The organism is Paraburkholderia sp. BR10936 (genome assembly GCF_040965735.1).
Classification (GTDB): Bacteria; Pseudomonadota; Gammaproteobacteria; order Burkholderiales; family Burkholderiaceae; genus Paraburkholderia; species Paraburkholderia nodosa_A.
Genome location: NZ_JBFRCM010000035.1, coordinates 31,454 through 45,745, shown reverse-complemented (window position 1 = coordinate 45,745; position 14,292 = coordinate 31,454). Strand labels below are relative to the sequence as shown.

Genomic DNA, 14,292 nt, shown 5'->3' with positions numbered 1-14,292 from the left:
TCACCAGCGTCGTGTCCGGCTTCATGGCAGGCCCCGCAGCGGTTGCAGCAGTCTGCCAGCTTGCCAGCGCTCAAAAACACGACATCTGTAAATAGCCAGAACACGACATTAAGACGTAGCCCCCACATCAAAAAGTTCGATAATTTATGTTATGTAAAATCGAATAACGTCCACCGGGCACGTCTCCTGCGCCGCGAACGCATGCCGCCTCACTGGAGGAACCCATGACGCCCGCCCCCACATCCGGGCAACCACCCGGCGCCGGTTCCCACCCAGAGCCAACGCGCGCACAGCGCGTCGCCGCCTGGCTCGGTCTGTGCGCGGTGCCGCTCATCTGGCTGCTGCATCTGGCGCTCGGCGTCACGCTCGTTTCCACGGCCTGCGCCGACGTCGTCACGCAGGATCCGATGCCAGGCTGGCACGGCACGCAGTGGATCCTCGGCATCGCCTCGGTTTGTGCGCTCGTGCTTGCACTCGCCATTACCTACGCCGCCGGCCGCGCCTGGCGCAAGATTGCCTACGTCGCGCACGAAAAACGCGACGCCAACCGCTTCGTCGCCTGGTGCGGAGCGACGGCTTCCGTGGCCTTCACTTTTGGTCTCGCTTTTTCGATCTGCATACTGATCGCGGTACCGATCGAGCGCCTCTGCACGGCCTTCGACTAGGCGTCGCGATCTCCGCGTTGCAAACACCGCCAGACAGCCCGAATGCGCCAGCGTTAGCGAGCGAGGCCTTTTCTTTGGATTGCAGATGATCGCCTCGGACCAACGCACTCGCCGAAGCGCGAGATCCACGAAATTCCCGGCGTTATTGCCGCGACCGTTGCGCTCGCAGCGTAGTCTGAGGAAACGTCAAAAAAGCAAGTTTTACCGTATTTTTGCGGCCATCACGACAGGGGCGAATCGGCAAAAGGCAACGGAGCAATTTGGCCGGGCAAGTCCCCGCATTTCGCCCAATTGAATGGAGCGCTTCCGACGTACAGTCACATCCGTCGGCATGGACGCATGTGAAACCGCCTGCCGATTCCAGGGAGATCCGCAGTGAAATCGGTAAGTATGACTATGTATCAGGTCGCACGATTCGTTATCCGATGGATCAGATGACAGGATCGTAACGCCATCCCTCGCGGCTCCATTGCATCGTATGCGTCGGCGCGAGCGCGCCGATGAAATCGGCGTCCTGCGAGGCCACGATCGGCGCGCCCGGGAAGTCCGCTAGCGCCACTTTATCGTGCAATGCCCGGCGCAAGCCGTACGCTTTAAAAGCGGTCGATCATGCCGAACTGCACGCCGCGCACAGGCGCACCCGGCCAGGACGGCGGAAGGCCGGTGACGTTCACGCCGCGCAGCGTGAAGGTCGCCTGATTGCGATTGCGCAGCCACCCTGCGCTCGCGTAGAGCAGCACGCGCTTCGAAAGGTCGTACTCGCATGCGGCGCTGAACTGGTCGGCGTCGTTGTCGGCGCCCGAGAGGTCGTGCACCCACGCGTAACCCAGTGAAGCGCGAAACCGCGAGGTCACCGCATAGCGCGCCGAGACCGAAACGCCGTTGTTGTGGTTGCGCGGCGTGCCGCCATCGCCATTGAAGTACGCGAGAAACCCGGTCACCGGCCCGAGCACATACGACACGCCGCCCAGATTGGCTCGCAGCGCGCCATCGCCGTTTTGCTGTTGATGCGCCCAGGAGATGCGAAACGGTCCGTGCCGCCACTCGACGGTTTCGATGTTGCCGGCCAGCCCGTTGCTGCCCGTGGACGGATCGCGCAGCGAGGCCATCAGCGTGGTCGAGAAACCGTAGATGTCGGGAGACAGATACGTGATCGCGTTGCTTTCATAAGGCGTGATCTTCGACAGATTGTTGAGGCCCGAAGCGATGGTGCCCGCGCCGAACGCGTCGAGCTGTCCCTTGAACGGGATATAGATCGGCGAGTATTGCCGCCCCACGCGCACCGTGCCCCACTGCGTGCCGAGTCCTATCCACGCCTGGCGGTTGAAGATCGTGTTCGCTACGGCAAAGCTGCCGTCGTTGGAGCCGAAGCCGTTTTCCAGCTCGAACAATATCTTGATGCCGCCGCCGATATCCTCCACGCCGCGCAGCCCGAAGCGCGAACCGCGATACGCGCCCGAGTCCATGCGCGCGACCCAGCCCGCGCCCGGATTCGTCACTTCGATGCTCGTGTCGAGCGCCCCGTACAGCGTGACCGAGCTTTGCGCGTGTGCGCTTATCGTGTGCAACGTGGCGAAGGTTGCCGCACACAACACCGCCCAGGCGCGCGCTGCGCGCAATGTTCGACTCATGTGGGAAAAGCGGGGGAAGCGCACGAGCGGTGCGTCGCATGCTGCATGAGGGGCGGCAGGCGTCGTGCTTGTGACCTGCCGCCGCGTGGAAAAACCGCAAGCCGCGGCCACCCGGTGCAGCCGGGCGGCCGCGCGTTGCTTATTGCTTCGGCAGCGCGTAGGCAATCACGTAGTCGCCGAGCTTCGTGCCGAACGAGCCGTGCCCGCCTGCCGCGATCACGACGAACTGGCGGCCGTTCACCGCGTACGTCATCGGCGTGGCCTGGCCGCCCGCCGGCAGCCGCGCTTGCCAGAGCCGGTTGCCGTTGTTCACGTCGAAGGCGCGCAGGTAGTTGTCCGCCGTCGCGCCGATGAAGATCACGCCGCCCGCCGTCACCATCGGACCGCCCAGCATCGGCATGCCCGTGCGGAAGGCCACGGGAATCGGCGAACTGTCACGCGTCGTGCCGATGCGCTTTTTCCAGACGATCTGGTTGGTCTTCAGGTCGACGACGGAGATATAACCCCACGCCGGCTGCTTGCAAGGCAAACCGATCGGCGACATGAACGGATTGAGCGTCACGCCGTAAGGCACGCCGTATTGCGGCTGGATGCCCGCCTCCGTGCCGCTGCCCTTCGCGCCCGGCTGCGGCTCGAGCGGATTGCCCGGCCCGCGTGGGATGAGCCTCGAGACGAACGGCAGCGCGATGGGGTTCGCCACGGCGATCTGCCGGTCGGTGTCGATGGCGAGGCCGCCCCATTCGAACATGCCGAGGTTGCCCGGGAAGATCAGCGAGCCTTGCAGCGAAGGCGGCGTGAACGTGCCTTCATAGCGCAGCTGGTGGAACATCACGCGGCAGATGAGCTGGTCGTACATCGTGGCGCCCCACATGTCGGCGTCGGTAAGATTCTTCGACGGCCGGAACGTGAGCGCCGAGAACGGCTGCGTGGCCGAGACGTGGTCGCCGGGCGCCGCGCCCTGCGGCACCGGCATTTCGGGCGCGGGCACCACGAGTGCCCCCGTGCGGCGGTCGAGTACGAACAGGTTGCCCGTCTTCGCAGGCGCGTACACCACCGGCACGGTCTTGCCGTCCTTGTCGGTGATGTCGGCGAGCGTGGGCTGCGAGGGCTGATCCATGTCCCACAGGTCGTGGTGCACCGTCTGGTAGAACCAGGCGAGCTTGCCGGTCGACGCGTGCAGCGCGAGCAGGCCCGTTGCGTAGAGCTCGAGGTCGGGCGTGCGGTCGCCGCCCCAGATGTCCGGCGTCTTCACGCCCATCGGCAGATAAACGATGTCGAGCTTGGCATCGTAGGCGGCCGGCGCCCACGAGTTCGGCGAATTCCACACGTAGTGCTCGCCGGGGCCCGGAATCTTGTTCGGGTCCGCCGCGCCCGGATCGAACGCCCACAGCAATTCGCCCGTGCGCACGTCGAAGCCGCGGATCACGCCGGAGGGCTCGCGCGTCGAGAAATTGTCTTCCACGGCGCCTGCCACGACGATCACCTTGTTCGTGACGATCGGCGGCGAGGTGGGCTCGTACATGCCCGGCGTCGTGACCGGCATGGCGTGCTGCAGGTCGAGGTCGCCGTTGTTGCCGAAGCCCGCGCAGCGCTCGCCCGTCAGCGCATCGAGTGCATACAGGTGGCCGTCGTTCACGGGCAGCAGGATGCGTCGCATGCAGGTGCCGTTCGCGGCGGCAGACGTTGCTGCGGCCGCGGGTGCGCTCGCGGGCGCGGCGGCTTGCGTTGCCGACGCGGGATCACTGGCTGGCCCACCCGCTTCGGTTCCGGAAGCCGCCGCGGCGTCCGATGCGGCCGCGGGCGTTGTCGCCGTCGCTCCCAGGTCCGCCGCCGCGGCGTTCACGGACGCCGCCGAAAGGTCCACGAACGACACGCCCCGGCAGGTCACGTGCTGGAACGAAGGATCGGCCTGAAGCTTCGGATCGAACTTCCATTTGAGCTCGCCGGTTTGGGCGTCGAGCGCGAACAGGATCTGGTGCGGCGAGCACAGGTAAAGCAGATCGCCGATCTTGATCGGCGTGACTTCGTTGGTGATCTCGACCGGATCGTTGGGGCCTTTCATGTCGCCGGTGCGGAAGGTCCAGGCCACCTGGAGGTTATGCACGTTCTCGGGCGTGATCTGCTGCAGCGGGGAATAGCGCGTGCCTTGCTGGTCGCGTCCATAAGCGGGCCATTCGGACGGCTCGATGCCGTCGACGTTCGGCGCCGGCGTGGCCCTCACCGCCGCGAGCGAGCCGTTGATCTGCTGCGGGTCGTTGAAATGCGCATACACGAGCACGCCGCCCCATACGAGCAGCCCGACCACGAGCGCAAGCACGCCGAACTGGCGCGGGCGCTCCAGATGCCAGCTCATGAGCACGAGCAGCCAGATGCCGAACACCACCAGCACGCCCGAGCGCGGCACGAGCGCCCAGAAGTCCGGCCCCGACTCCCAGAGGCCCCAGATCGCCGTCCCGATCAGCACGATCGCATAGAGCACGAACGCCGAGGGGCTCGCGCGCCACAGCAGCCACGCGAAGACGAGCAGCAGCACGCCCGTCACGACGTAGTAAGGCGAGCCGCCGAGCGACATGAGCCACACGCCGCCAGCCAGCAGATACACCGCCGTGAGCAAGGTGAACAGCACGGAGATGACGCCGATGAAGCCCAGCGGTTTCGATAGTCTGGCCATGATCTCAACCCTTCCTCGAAGAATGTCGTCTGCGATGGCGGAAAAAGCGTGGCGTCAGAACACGTGCATCATCCCCACGTAGGCGCCCGTCTGCGATTGGCCAGCCATGGGGCTGGTCGGCGTGCTCGAGTCGCGCGGCGTCGCGAACACCGAGAACGTGCCGTTCTTGCTGTTGTCCACATACGCGACCGTGCCATACAGGAACGTGCGCGCACTGAGGTTGTACGTCGCGCCCAGCGCGTAGAGCATGGCGTGGCTCGCGGGGTCGTGCGAGGCGTCGCCGCCGCCCTCGCCTACATGAATATAGAAACCCGCGGCGGTCACCGCCCACTTCGGGGTGGCCTGCCAGGTCGCGCCCAGCCAGTAGTGGTCGGCCGTATCGGAAATGCCGGGCGGCGAATCGGGTGCGGAGTAATGCGTGTACGCCGCCTGGATCTTGAACTTCTGCACGCGCAGGTTGCCGCCCACGAAGTATTCGCGCGAGGCCGTGAAGATGTTGGAAAAGCGCCCGCTCGAATCGCGTAGTTCGTCGTAGATGCCGCGCAGGTCGAAGAGCGGCGAGTGATACGAGAGCATGATGCCGTCCGAGCGGCCGAACTCGCCTTCGGCGCCGGCGTTGAAGTTGCCTGGCTGGTTGCCGAACGAATACTGGCCCTGCACGTCGAGGCCGTTCCATACCGGGCTGTGATACTCGACGTTGTTGCTCGTTTGCTGCCAGTTGCGCCCGCGCACGAGCGAGGCCGACGACACTGCCTGCTGCACGAACGGATCGAATGCCCACACGCCGTCGCTGTCGATGAAGAGATTACGGCCGGCTTGCAGTTGCCCCCATGTGTCGTTCTTCAAACCCACATAGGCACGGCGCGACCAGAGCCGGCCGCCGCCCGTGGTGCCGTTCATGATCTGCACGGCGGTTTCGAGGTTGAAGATCGCGGCGCTGCCGCCGCCCAGGTCCTCAGTGCCCTTGAGGCCGAACATGCTGGTGCCCCAGTCGCCGCCTTCGGCGCTCCAGCGGCTCGAACTGCCGCCGTTGCCGTTCGCGATGTGATTGAGGTATTCGATGCCGCCATCCACGCGGCCATACATCGTGACGCTCGATTGTGCGCTCGCGGCCGAACTGGCGGCGAGCAGCACGACTACGCCCAGAGTCGCTTTCACGTTGGCTCCCTCGTGGAGTCTTCTTGCTTGATCCGGTCCATGCCGGGGCGGATAACGTGGTTGAACGTGCAGACAAGCCGGCGTGGCCGAGCCGATGCCGGCCACATCGCGCACCAAAAAGCATAGCGCGTGGTGAAGAAAGCCGTATTCTGGCTGGACGGCAAATGACGCACAGTTGCATGCGCGCGACGGCGGTGGTGGCGCAGAGCATTTCGCGTGCCGCGCCGCACCATGCGCGGCGCATCGCGGGGCGAACGCCAGGCGCTAGAACCACGCACGACAAGCCGCACGCGAACGGGGCGTCGATCCGCGCGCACCACAACGCGACGCTCTCGAACATCCGCAGCTTCGGCCCGAAGATCAGCGCGGTGCGAACGGGACGAAATCGCGTTCGAACCCGTGGCGTAAGGTGATTGGCGCTAGCGCGCGTCGTGCCGCGAATCGGCCTTCGCGGCGTCGCCACGCTGGGCAGGTTGCGGCTGAGCCGAGCGCGCAGCGTGAAAAACCGGCAAACGCCAGCCGAAGTAGAGCGCCGCCAGTCGCAGCGCCACGCACGAAATCACGGCCACCCAGGGCGTCCAGAACGTCGACCAGCCCGCATACGTGAGCCCCACCTGCACGGCGGCCCCTAGCAGCGCCGCCGACGCATAGATCTCGCGCTCGAGAATGGCAGGCACGCGCGAGAGCAGCACGTCGCGCATCACGCCGCCGCCCACCGCGCTCACGATGCCGAGGAGGATGGCCGGCTCCGCGCTCTGGCTGTACGCAAGCGCCTTCTGCGCGCCTGCCACCGCAAAGAGTCCAAGACCGATCGCATCGAACAACAGCACGGGATGACGCAGCCGCCGCACCTGCGGATACGCGGCAATGGTCAGCCCCGTAGCCAGCAGCGTGACGGCGAGGTAGGCCCAGTTCGCGAGCCCCGCTGGCGGCACCGCGCCGATGCACAGATCGCGGATGATGCCGCCGCCGCACGCCACCATGAAGCTCACGACGACGATGCCGAACAGATCCAGCCGCCGCTGCCGCGCGGCAACGGCGCCAGAGATCGCGAAGGCGAATGTGCCGATCAGGTCGAGTACCGTATAGGCCGTGTGAGCGTTGATATGCGCGCCCACGTGCGCCCCGAGTGCCACGCTCACGCCGCCTCGCTTTCGCGGCCGAGCCAGGCGGCGGCCGCGCACAGCATCGCTTCGAGGCCGGTGCGCAAGGTGGGGTCGAGCAGCGCGCCAATGGCGGGCGCCACGGTTTCGACCAGATTCGGCATGGACGACTCCTTCATGCGTATTTCATTGTGCAATGTGCGGCGTGTGCGCCGCGATCTCAAACACCGTCGATCAGGCTCTGCGCAAGCTTGGCGAGCAACTGGTCGAGCGTCTTGCGCTCGTGTTCGGTGAGGACGGCCGCGAGTTCGGCTTCGAGCTTCGAGCCGGCCTTTTCCGAGGCATTCGCCACTTTCGCGCCCTCGGGCGTGACGCGCAGCACGACGCTGCGCCGGTCTTGCGCATGCGTGCCGCGGCCAATCAGGCCACGCGATTCGAGTTCGCCGAGCGTTTTGGAAAGCAGCGTTTTTTCGATGAGCGCGCGCTGCGAAACGGCCTTGGGCGTGATGCCCGGTTCGGCGCGGATGATGCGCAGCACGCGCATGGCACGCACGTCGAGATCCCAGCGCTCGCGGTAGACCGCGTTGGCGCGATCCATCAGCAGCGCGCTCGTTTGATCGAGCCTGAAGGTGAGGAAATCGGAATACAAATGCCTGCTCCCATCCGTACGCTAGCTGGACGCCAGTATAGTCAAATAGTTGAAAACTTCAACTATCTGGATCGGGGAAACACGATCGAGCGGATGCGGGGATGCGGATGTGACAACGCGGCGGGCCCTCGTTCGAGAGGAAGCCCGCCGCGCAGGGGGAAACGTCCGGCGGGGACAGATGCCCCGCGGACGTCATCGCCGAATCGACTTAGAACGCGTGACGCATGCCCACCGTCACGGCAACCTGCGTATCGGTCGACGAAGGCGAAAGCGTGTTGATCATGGCGTGCGAAAGCACCGAGCCTTGCGGTGCGCCGTGCACGTTCTGGTATACGCCTTCGAGGTAGAAGTCGGTGCGCTTGCTGATGGCGTAGTCCGTTTGCAGCATCGCCGTGTTCCAGCCCGGGTTCGTGCCGTTGTAGGCGCCGTGTGTGTACGTGTACGCACCCGAAACGCTCCATGCCGGCGTGAGCGCGTATTTCACGTTCGCTTCGAAGTTGTCGAGGCGCAGCGAACCGGCGAGCGAGCCGGCCGAGTCGTCGTTCGAGCCAAGATAGGTGCCCGTGCCGAACGAGTAGACGCCTGAGGCGTTGTCGATCTGCGAATGGCTCCAGACCAGACCCACCGTCGCGGGGCCGTACGTGTAGTTGCCGCCGAGCGACCAGACGCGTTGACGTTCCGCCAGGAAGTTCGCGCTCGTGTCGCTGGAGGTGACCGCGCCGCTGCTGTTGCCCGCATTGTTGAACTGCAGGTAGCCGGCTGCGAGGTTCAGCGGGCCCTGGCTATACGAAACGGCGAAACCGTACGAGCGGTTGTTCGCGAAGTCGCCGGCCTTGTTGCTGAACGAGTACATCGTCTCGAACGTCACGCCGTACCAGGTCGGGCTCGCGTACTTGACGGAGTTGTTGATGACCACCGAGTTCGCGGCGAGGTTGTCGTTCTCGAACGGGTGAGCCGCGAGGCTGCCGCCCCACGTGTTGAATTCTGCCGTGAGCGGGCCGACGAGGTCGTTCATCACGTCGAACTGGCGGCCGAACGTCAGCGTGCCGTACGGATCGCTTTGCAGGCCCACCCACGCTTGCGAGCCGAAGCCGAGGCCCGAGAACGCCTGCGCACCGTTGTTGAGCAGGAAGCCTTGTTCGAGCTTGAAGATTGCGTGCAGACCGCCGCCCAGATCTTCCGAACCCTTGAGGCCGAACACCGTATTCTGCGTGGAGCTGCTGTTGAGCTGCCAGTTGCTATGGCCGAACTGGTTGTTCGTGTAGACGAGACCGGTGTCGATCAGGCCGTAGAGGGTCACGCTGCTTTGCGCGTGCGCCGAAATAGCAAAGGCGCTCAGAAGTGCCGCGGCGAGTAGCGATTTTTTCATGTTTTTAAGCTCCGGATTGGGCGGTGGGTCAATGCATCGAATTCAGGCGGCCGGCACCATCGACGTGCAATCTCATATGCGTGCATTCCATTTCGGTGCGGATTCAAAATCGAAAAGCAATCCACCGATGATTATTGCGAGTTACGCAATTGACCAGTGTTGATAGAGCAATGGCAAAAATGGAAATCGTGCGGTGAGTGCGGGCAAATCGAACACCCGCATGATAGGGTGCCGAAAATAAAAATGGTGTCGAAATTCGAGTGACGTGGCGTCGATGGCACAACCACGCCCGGCAAGGCTCGACGCACGTCGAGGAATGTGCGGGGCGTGAATATCGTCGAGACAATTACATAATGCTTTCGAAGCGATGCATTAAGCCAGGCGAGAAAGGCCGATTATCTTCATCGAGAATCCCTGAGCTAATCGGCCCTGTGGAGCGCGTTGATTATTCTTTTAATGCGCACTCTCTTTTGGCTTGATTCGTTCAAGCAGCCGGCGCAACCGATGCGCCCGCTATGGCGTGACGCTCCAATGCCTGCGCGACGAATCCCGATGCCTTCATCGTTTCGACAAACGCACCAAGCGCTTCGGCGGCCTGCGGACCGCGGCGCTTTGCGACGCCCATGGCCTGGCGAATCACCATGAAGCGTTCGTCGAGCAGACGCAAGCCGCCGGCTTTCGCGGCATCGGCTTCGAGTTGCTGCTTCACCCCTGCGGCCACTTCGAGCCCTTGTTCGAGGAAGGTCTGCACGACGGTGGGCGAAGTCGGTGCGCGCACGATTTGCGCCTGCTTCAGTTCACGCGTGAGAAAAAGATCGTAGGCACTGCCCTTGCCCACGGCCACGCGGTTATGCGGTTGATCGACTTCGGCATTGGTGCGCACCGGCGAATCGTTGCGAACCAGATAAAAGCCTTCGATCAACACATAAGGCGCGGTGAACGCGATCGTTTCGCCTCGCTTGGGATCGACGGCAAAGAAGCCAAAGTCCGCGCGTTCGTCGCTCACGGCTTCGACGGACTTGCCCGCTGCGTCGAATACGACAAGTTCGAGCGGCACACCCAGATGCTGCGCGAAAGCGCGCGCGAGATCGACGGAAACGCCGAACGGTTCGCCCGACGCCGCATCGCGATTCGCGAGTATCGGATTGCCGAGATTGATGGAGGCGCGCAACGTGCCCGTGGGCGCGAAGGCTTTGACGACAGCGGGATCGATGGACATGGGGAGCGCGGGGCGAAATCGGGGTCTTTCGAGCATATCACCCCGCCCGCCTGTGCGCGCCCACCATCACCACGCGTTCATCGCTCAGCCCGTGTCCCCACCGGCGACCGGCAAGATCGAACCGGTGATATAGCTCGCCTCGTCCGAAGCGAGAAAGAGGATCGGCGCGACCTGTTCGTCGAGACTGCCATAGCGCTTGAAGAAGGTCGAATCGGTGACCTGGCGCACCGCCTCGCCCATCCAGGCCTTTTCCTGCTCGCTGTCGCCCGCGGCATTGCGAGGAATGCGGCGCGGCGGCGCTTCGGTGCCGCCCGGCGCCGTGGCGACCACGCGGATATTGTGCTCCGCGTATTCCATCGCCAGCGACTGCGTCATCGCATTCACGCCGCCCTTCGCTGCCGAATACGGCACGCGGCGAATACCGCGCGTGGCGTTCGACGACACGTTGACGATGGTTCCGCGCCCGCGTTCGAGCAAATGCGGCAGCACGGCATGGCACGCGTAAAGCGTGGGCATGAGCGAGCGGCGGATTTCCGCATCGATCTGCGCAGGCTCGAATTCCGCGAACGGACGCATGCGGATGGCACCGCCCACGCCGTTGATGAGAATGTCGATGCCGCCAAACTTCTGCGCGGCGAAATCCATCGCCGCTTTCGCGCCCTCATACGTTTCGAGGTCGGCGACGAATCCTGCCGTTTGCGCGCCCTGCGCCTCGGCCGCGACTTCCGCGACGAAATCCGCGCGATCGACGAACACTACCTTGCCGCCTTCGGCCGCCACCCGCAGCGCCACGCCGCGGCCAATTCCCTGCGCCGCCCCGGTGACGACGACGACCTTGCCTGCGAATCGTTGCATGATCATGCCGCCTTCGGGACTACGTTGGGAGTGAACTTCTCGTAGTGGAAGCTGTTGGGCTTCACGCCTTCGTCGTCGAAATACTTGCGTACGGCGTCCACCATCGGCGGCGGGCCGCACAGATACACGTCGACGTCGCCATCGTTCAGGGCGTCGGCGGGAATATGTTGCGTGACCCAGCCCTTGCGCGGGTGATTCGATTCCGCATCGGCAATCACGGTAGCGAAGCTGAAGTTCGGCAGCTTCGCCGCGTAGGCTTCGATGGCTTCGACGAGCACGAGGTCGAGGTCGCGCGTGACGCCGTAAATCAGGTGCACCTTCTGCTGCGCGTTGGTGCGCGCGAGCACCTCCAGCATCGAGAGGAACGGCGCGAGACCCGTGCCGCCCGCGAGGAACAGCAGCGGCCGCTGCACGTCGCGCAGATAGAAGCTGCCGAGCGGCCCCGTCAATTCGAGCTTCGTGCCCGCTTGTGCGGCTTCGAGCCACGTGCTCATCACGCCGCCCGGAATCTTCTTGATCAGGAAGCTGATTTTCGATTCGCCCGGTGCGGAAGAGAAGGAATACGAACGATGCTGGCCGCTGCCCGGCACGTCGATGTTGACGTACTGGCCCGGCAGGAACACGGGACCCGCTGCGTCGACATCCAGTTCGAGCACGACCGCGGCGTCGTTGTGCTGTTCGACCTTCGCGACCGTCGCCGCGAACTTGCTCTGCCCTGTCTTGCAGACCGTGGAAGACGCGGGAATCGCGATCACACAATCGCTTTCCGGCACCATCTGGCAGGTGAGCACGAGACCGCTGTCCTTTTCGTCTTCGGTCAGCGCGTCTTCGATAAAGTCTTCGCCCAGGTCGTAGCTGCCGCTTTCCGCGCGGCACTTGCAGGTGCCGCACACGCCGTCCGAGCAATCCATCGGCAGGTTGATGCGCGCGCGAAAGGCCGCATCGAGCACTTTTTCGCCCGCCTTGCAGTCGATGAAACGCGTGACGCCGTCTTCGAAATTGAGTGCAATCTTGTAGCTGGACATGGTGTCTCCTTCTATCTCATGTTGAAACTGAGGCTCGATGTCGAACGTGACTTCACACGTGATAGACGTCGAGCACCTGCCGGATGTAGTCGTTCTTCAGCACGATCTTTTTGTAGGCGATCAGGAAGCCGTCGCCGGCCCTACGCAACGTGACGAACATCGTGCCGAAAAAATGGTCCGTGGCCCGGTAGCGATGATTGAGCGTGTGGAAGTTGTAGCGCACTTCCACTTCGTCGCCGCGGTCCGCCAGCACTTCCACGTTCGTCACGTTGTGGCTCGTGCGCGGCTCCGGCATCGAGGCGCCGCTGCGTTCGGTCTTGATGCGGAATACACGGTCTTCGAGGCCGCCGCGATCCGGGTAGTACATCAGCGAGATCTGCGATTCGTGGTCGTCGGTGAGCTGGTCATCGTCGTCCCACGCGGGCATCCAGTACGTGACGTCTTCTGCGTAGCAGGCGAGCCATTCTTCCCACTGGCGATCGTCGAGCAGGCGCGCTTCGCGGTACAGCGCGGCGCAGATTGTCTGGTAATCGTTGCTCATGCCTGCGCTCCCGCTTGTTCGTGATTCCGTTCCTGCTCGAGGGCATCGCGCATGGCGTGCACCCAGTACTCGTGCTGAACCACGAACAACCCTTCGTCTTCGCTGCGTTCGCCGGAAATGACCGGCTTGAGGCCCATCTTCTTTGCGTTGTCGTCCGCGCCTTCGACCCATAGCGGTGCGCCGCGCGAGAGATCGTTCCACATCGCCGTGGTGCCGGCGTAGCCCGCCTGGCAGGCGCGGAACTCTTCGAGGTCGTCGGCGGTGCCCATGCCCGTGACGTTGAAGAAGTCCTCGTACTGGCGAATGCGCGTCGCACGATCTTCCGCGCTCTCGCCCTTCGGCCCGAAGCAGAAAATGTTCACTTCGGTCTTGTCCACGCTGATCGGGCGCACCACGCGAATCTGCGTGCTGAACTGGTCCATCAGGAACACGTTCGGGTAGAGGCACAGGTTTCTCGTCTGGTTGACGATGAAATCCGCCTGCACTTCCCCCACGCGCGCCCTGATTTCGTCGCGATGCTTGTAGACCGGCCGCACTTCGGGGTTCATCGTGTTCGTCCACAAGAGGATGTGGCCGTGGTCGAAGCCGTAGACGCCCGCCACCGACTTGCTCCAGCTATTGGCGTCCACCGCCTGGGTGCCGTCTTCCTTGCGGCGGCCCATGGTCGCGGCGTAATTCCAGTGCACGGTGCTGACGTGGTAGCCGTCGCAGCCGTTCTCCATCTGCATCTTCCAGTTGCCGTCGTAGACATAGGAGGAGTTGCCGCGCAGCACTTCGAGGCCGCTCGGCGACTGGTCGACGATCTGGTCGATGATGATCTTCGCTTCGCCGAGGTAGTCTTCCAGCGGCTGCACGTCGGCGTTGAGGCTGCCGAACAGAAAGCCCCGGTAGTTCTCGAAGCGCGCGACCTTCTTCAGGTCATGCGAGCCCTGCTTGTTGAATTGCACGGGGTATTCCGTGGTCTTTTCATCCTTCACCTTGAGCAGCTTGCCGGTGTTGGAGAACGTCCAGCCGTGGAACGGACAGGTGAAGCTGCCCTTGTTGCCGTGCTTGCGCCGGCACAGCATGGCACCCTTGTGCGCGCAGGCGTTGATCACGGCGTTGAGCGTGCCGGTCTTGTCGCGCGTGATGACTACCGGCTGACGACCGAGCCACGTGGTGTAGTAGTCGTTGTTTTCGGGAATCTGGCTTTCGTGCGCGAGGTACACCCAGTTCTTCTCGAAGATGTATTTCATCTCCAGTTCGAACAGGTCGGCATTGGTGAAGATGTCGCGGCGGCAACGGAACACACCGTTTTGCTTGTCGTCCTGCACGGCGGTGGACAGCAGATGATCCAGGTCACTGGCTTTGTCGATGATGGCTGACATATTAGCTCTCCTATGCATACTCCACACGCAGTACGGAGT

At 63.7% G+C, this 14,292-nt stretch carries 15 protein-coding genes; 2 read left to right on the top strand and 13 right to left on the bottom strand.

The window, feature by feature from the left end; all coding sequences use genetic code 11:
* The first annotated feature begins 224 nt into the window (after nt 1-224).
* A complete protein-coding gene (locus AB4Y36_RS38625) occupies nt 225-665 on the top strand; it encodes a hypothetical protein (protein WP_069268906.1) in 441 nt (146 codons plus the stop codon).
* Nucleotides 666-1,095: 430 nt separating this feature from the next.
* Here the strand turns inward: AB4Y36_RS38625 and AB4Y36_RS38620 are convergent, their stop codons facing one another.
* The 4 genes from AB4Y36_RS38620 to AB4Y36_RS38605 form a co-directional block, all read right to left on the bottom strand.
* A complete protein-coding gene (locus AB4Y36_RS38620; RefSeq protein ID WP_368685759.1) occupies nt 1,096-1,236 on the bottom strand; it encodes a hypothetical protein in 141 nt (46 codons plus the stop codon).
* A 22-nt stretch (nt 1,237-1,258) separates the two neighbouring features.
* Nucleotides 1,259-2,296: a porin gene (locus tag AB4Y36_RS38615; RefSeq protein WP_368685756.1), complete on the bottom strand. Its 1,038-nt coding sequence runs from the start codon at nt 2,294-2,296 to the stop codon at nt 1,259-1,261.
* 139 nt (nt 2,297-2,435) lie between these two features.
* On the bottom strand, nt 2,436-4,967 hold the full coding sequence (locus tag AB4Y36_RS38610; RefSeq protein ID WP_368685755.1) for a glucose/quinate/shikimate family membrane-bound PQQ-dependent dehydrogenase: 2,532 nt from the start codon (nt 4,965-4,967) through the stop codon (nt 2,436-2,438).
* A 54-nt stretch (nt 4,968-5,021) separates the two neighbouring features.
* Nucleotides 5,022-6,125 (bottom strand): porin, encoded by a 1,104-nt coding sequence (locus tag AB4Y36_RS38605; RefSeq protein WP_342947517.1) that lies wholly within the window; start codon nt 6,123-6,125, stop codon nt 5,022-5,024.
* Between the two features lie 23 nt (nt 6,126-6,148).
* On the opposite strand from AB4Y36_RS38605, the gene AB4Y36_RS38600 reads away from it, so the two are divergent.
* Nucleotides 6,149-6,538: a hypothetical protein gene (locus AB4Y36_RS38600; RefSeq protein ID WP_368685758.1), complete on the top strand. Its 390-nt coding sequence runs from the start codon at nt 6,149-6,151 to the stop codon at nt 6,536-6,538.
* 6 nt (nt 6,539-6,544) lie between these two features.
* On the opposite strand, the gene AB4Y36_RS38595 is transcribed toward AB4Y36_RS38600, so the two are convergent.
* From AB4Y36_RS38595 to AB4Y36_RS38555, 9 genes are all read right to left on the bottom strand, one after another.
* The gene (locus tag AB4Y36_RS38595) at nt 6,545-7,231 is read right to left on the bottom strand and encodes a trimeric intracellular cation channel family protein (RefSeq protein ID WP_368685757.1); all 687 of its coding nucleotides are present in this window, start codon (nt 7,229-7,231) and stop codon (nt 6,545-6,547) included.
* Between the two features lie 32 nt (nt 7,232-7,263).
* A complete protein-coding gene (locus AB4Y36_RS38590; protein WP_368685754.1) occupies nt 7,264-7,392 on the bottom strand; it encodes a hypothetical protein in 129 nt (42 codons plus the stop codon).
* Between the two features lie 56 nt (nt 7,393-7,448).
* A complete protein-coding gene (locus tag AB4Y36_RS38585; protein ID WP_342947515.1) occupies nt 7,449-7,877 on the bottom strand; it encodes a MarR family transcriptional regulator in 429 nt (142 codons plus the stop codon).
* A 208-nt stretch (nt 7,878-8,085) separates the two neighbouring features.
* Nucleotides 8,086-9,246, bottom strand: coding sequence for a porin (locus AB4Y36_RS38580; protein WP_368685753.1), 1,161 nt, complete (start codon nt 9,244-9,246; stop codon nt 8,086-8,088).
* Between the two features lie 484 nt (nt 9,247-9,730).
* A complete protein-coding gene (locus tag AB4Y36_RS38575) occupies nt 9,731-10,465 on the bottom strand; it encodes an ABC transporter substrate-binding protein (RefSeq protein ID WP_342947514.1) in 735 nt (244 codons plus the stop codon).
* An 84-nt stretch (nt 10,466-10,549) separates the two neighbouring features.
* Nucleotides 10,550-11,326 carry a benzoate diol dehydrogenase BenD gene (gene benD / locus AB4Y36_RS38570; RefSeq protein WP_069268901.1) on the bottom strand — a complete coding sequence of 259 codons (777 nt, stop codon included), beginning with the start codon at nt 11,324-11,326 and terminating at the stop codon, nt 10,550-10,552.
* Nucleotides 11,323-12,345: a benzoate 1,2-dioxygenase electron transfer component BenC gene (gene benC / locus AB4Y36_RS38565; RefSeq protein ID WP_368685752.1), complete on the bottom strand. Its 1,023-nt coding sequence runs from the start codon at nt 12,343-12,345 to the stop codon at nt 11,323-11,325. Before benC ends, benD begins: the two co-directional genes overlap by 4 nt.
* A gap of 52 nt (nt 12,346-12,397) precedes the next feature.
* Nucleotides 12,398-12,886: a benzoate 1,2-dioxygenase small subunit gene (gene benB / locus AB4Y36_RS38560; RefSeq protein WP_069268899.1), complete on the bottom strand. Its 489-nt coding sequence runs from the start codon at nt 12,884-12,886 to the stop codon at nt 12,398-12,400.
* Entirely contained in the window at nt 12,883-14,253 is a 1,371-nt protein-coding gene (locus tag AB4Y36_RS38555; protein ID WP_368685751.1) for a Rieske 2Fe-2S domain-containing protein, read from the bottom strand. The genes benB and AB4Y36_RS38555 overlap by 4 nt, the downstream gene beginning before the upstream one ends.
* Nucleotides 14,254-14,292: the final 39 nt, after the last annotated feature.

Coding starts and splice junctions, on each gene's coding strand:
- AB4Y36_RS38615 (WP_368685756.1), bottom strand. CDS start 2,296: ATGAGTCGAACATTGCGCGCAGCGCGCGCCTGGGCGGTGTTGTGTGCG.
- benC (WP_368685752.1), bottom strand. CDS start 12,345: ATGTCCAGCTACAAGATTGCACTCAATTTCGAAGACGGCGTCACGCGT.
- AB4Y36_RS38555 (WP_368685751.1), bottom strand. CDS start 14,253: ATGTCAGCCATCATCGACAAAGCCAGTGACCTGGATCATCTGCTGTCC.
- benB (WP_069268899.1), bottom strand. CDS start 12,886: ATGAGCAACGATTACCAGACAATCTGCGCCGCGCTGTACCGCGAAGCG.
- AB4Y36_RS38625 (WP_069268906.1), top strand. CDS start 225: ATGACGCCCGCCCCCACATCCGGGCAACCACCCGGCGCCGGTTCCCAC.
- AB4Y36_RS38610 (WP_368685755.1), bottom strand. CDS start 4,967: ATGGCCAGACTATCGAAACCGCTGGGCTTCATCGGCGTCATCTCCGTG.
- AB4Y36_RS38575 (WP_342947514.1), bottom strand. CDS start 10,465: ATGTCCATCGATCCCGCTGTCGTCAAAGCCTTCGCGCCCACGGGCACG.
- AB4Y36_RS38590 (WP_368685754.1), bottom strand. CDS start 7,392: ATGCCGAATCTGGTCGAAACCGTGGCGCCCGCCATTGGCGCGCTGCTC.
- benD (WP_069268901.1), bottom strand. CDS start 11,326: ATGATCATGCAACGATTCGCAGGCAAGGTCGTCGTCGTCACCGGGGCG.
- AB4Y36_RS38580 (WP_368685753.1), bottom strand. CDS start 9,246: ATGAAAAAATCGCTACTCGCCGCGGCACTTCTGAGCGCCTTTGCTATT.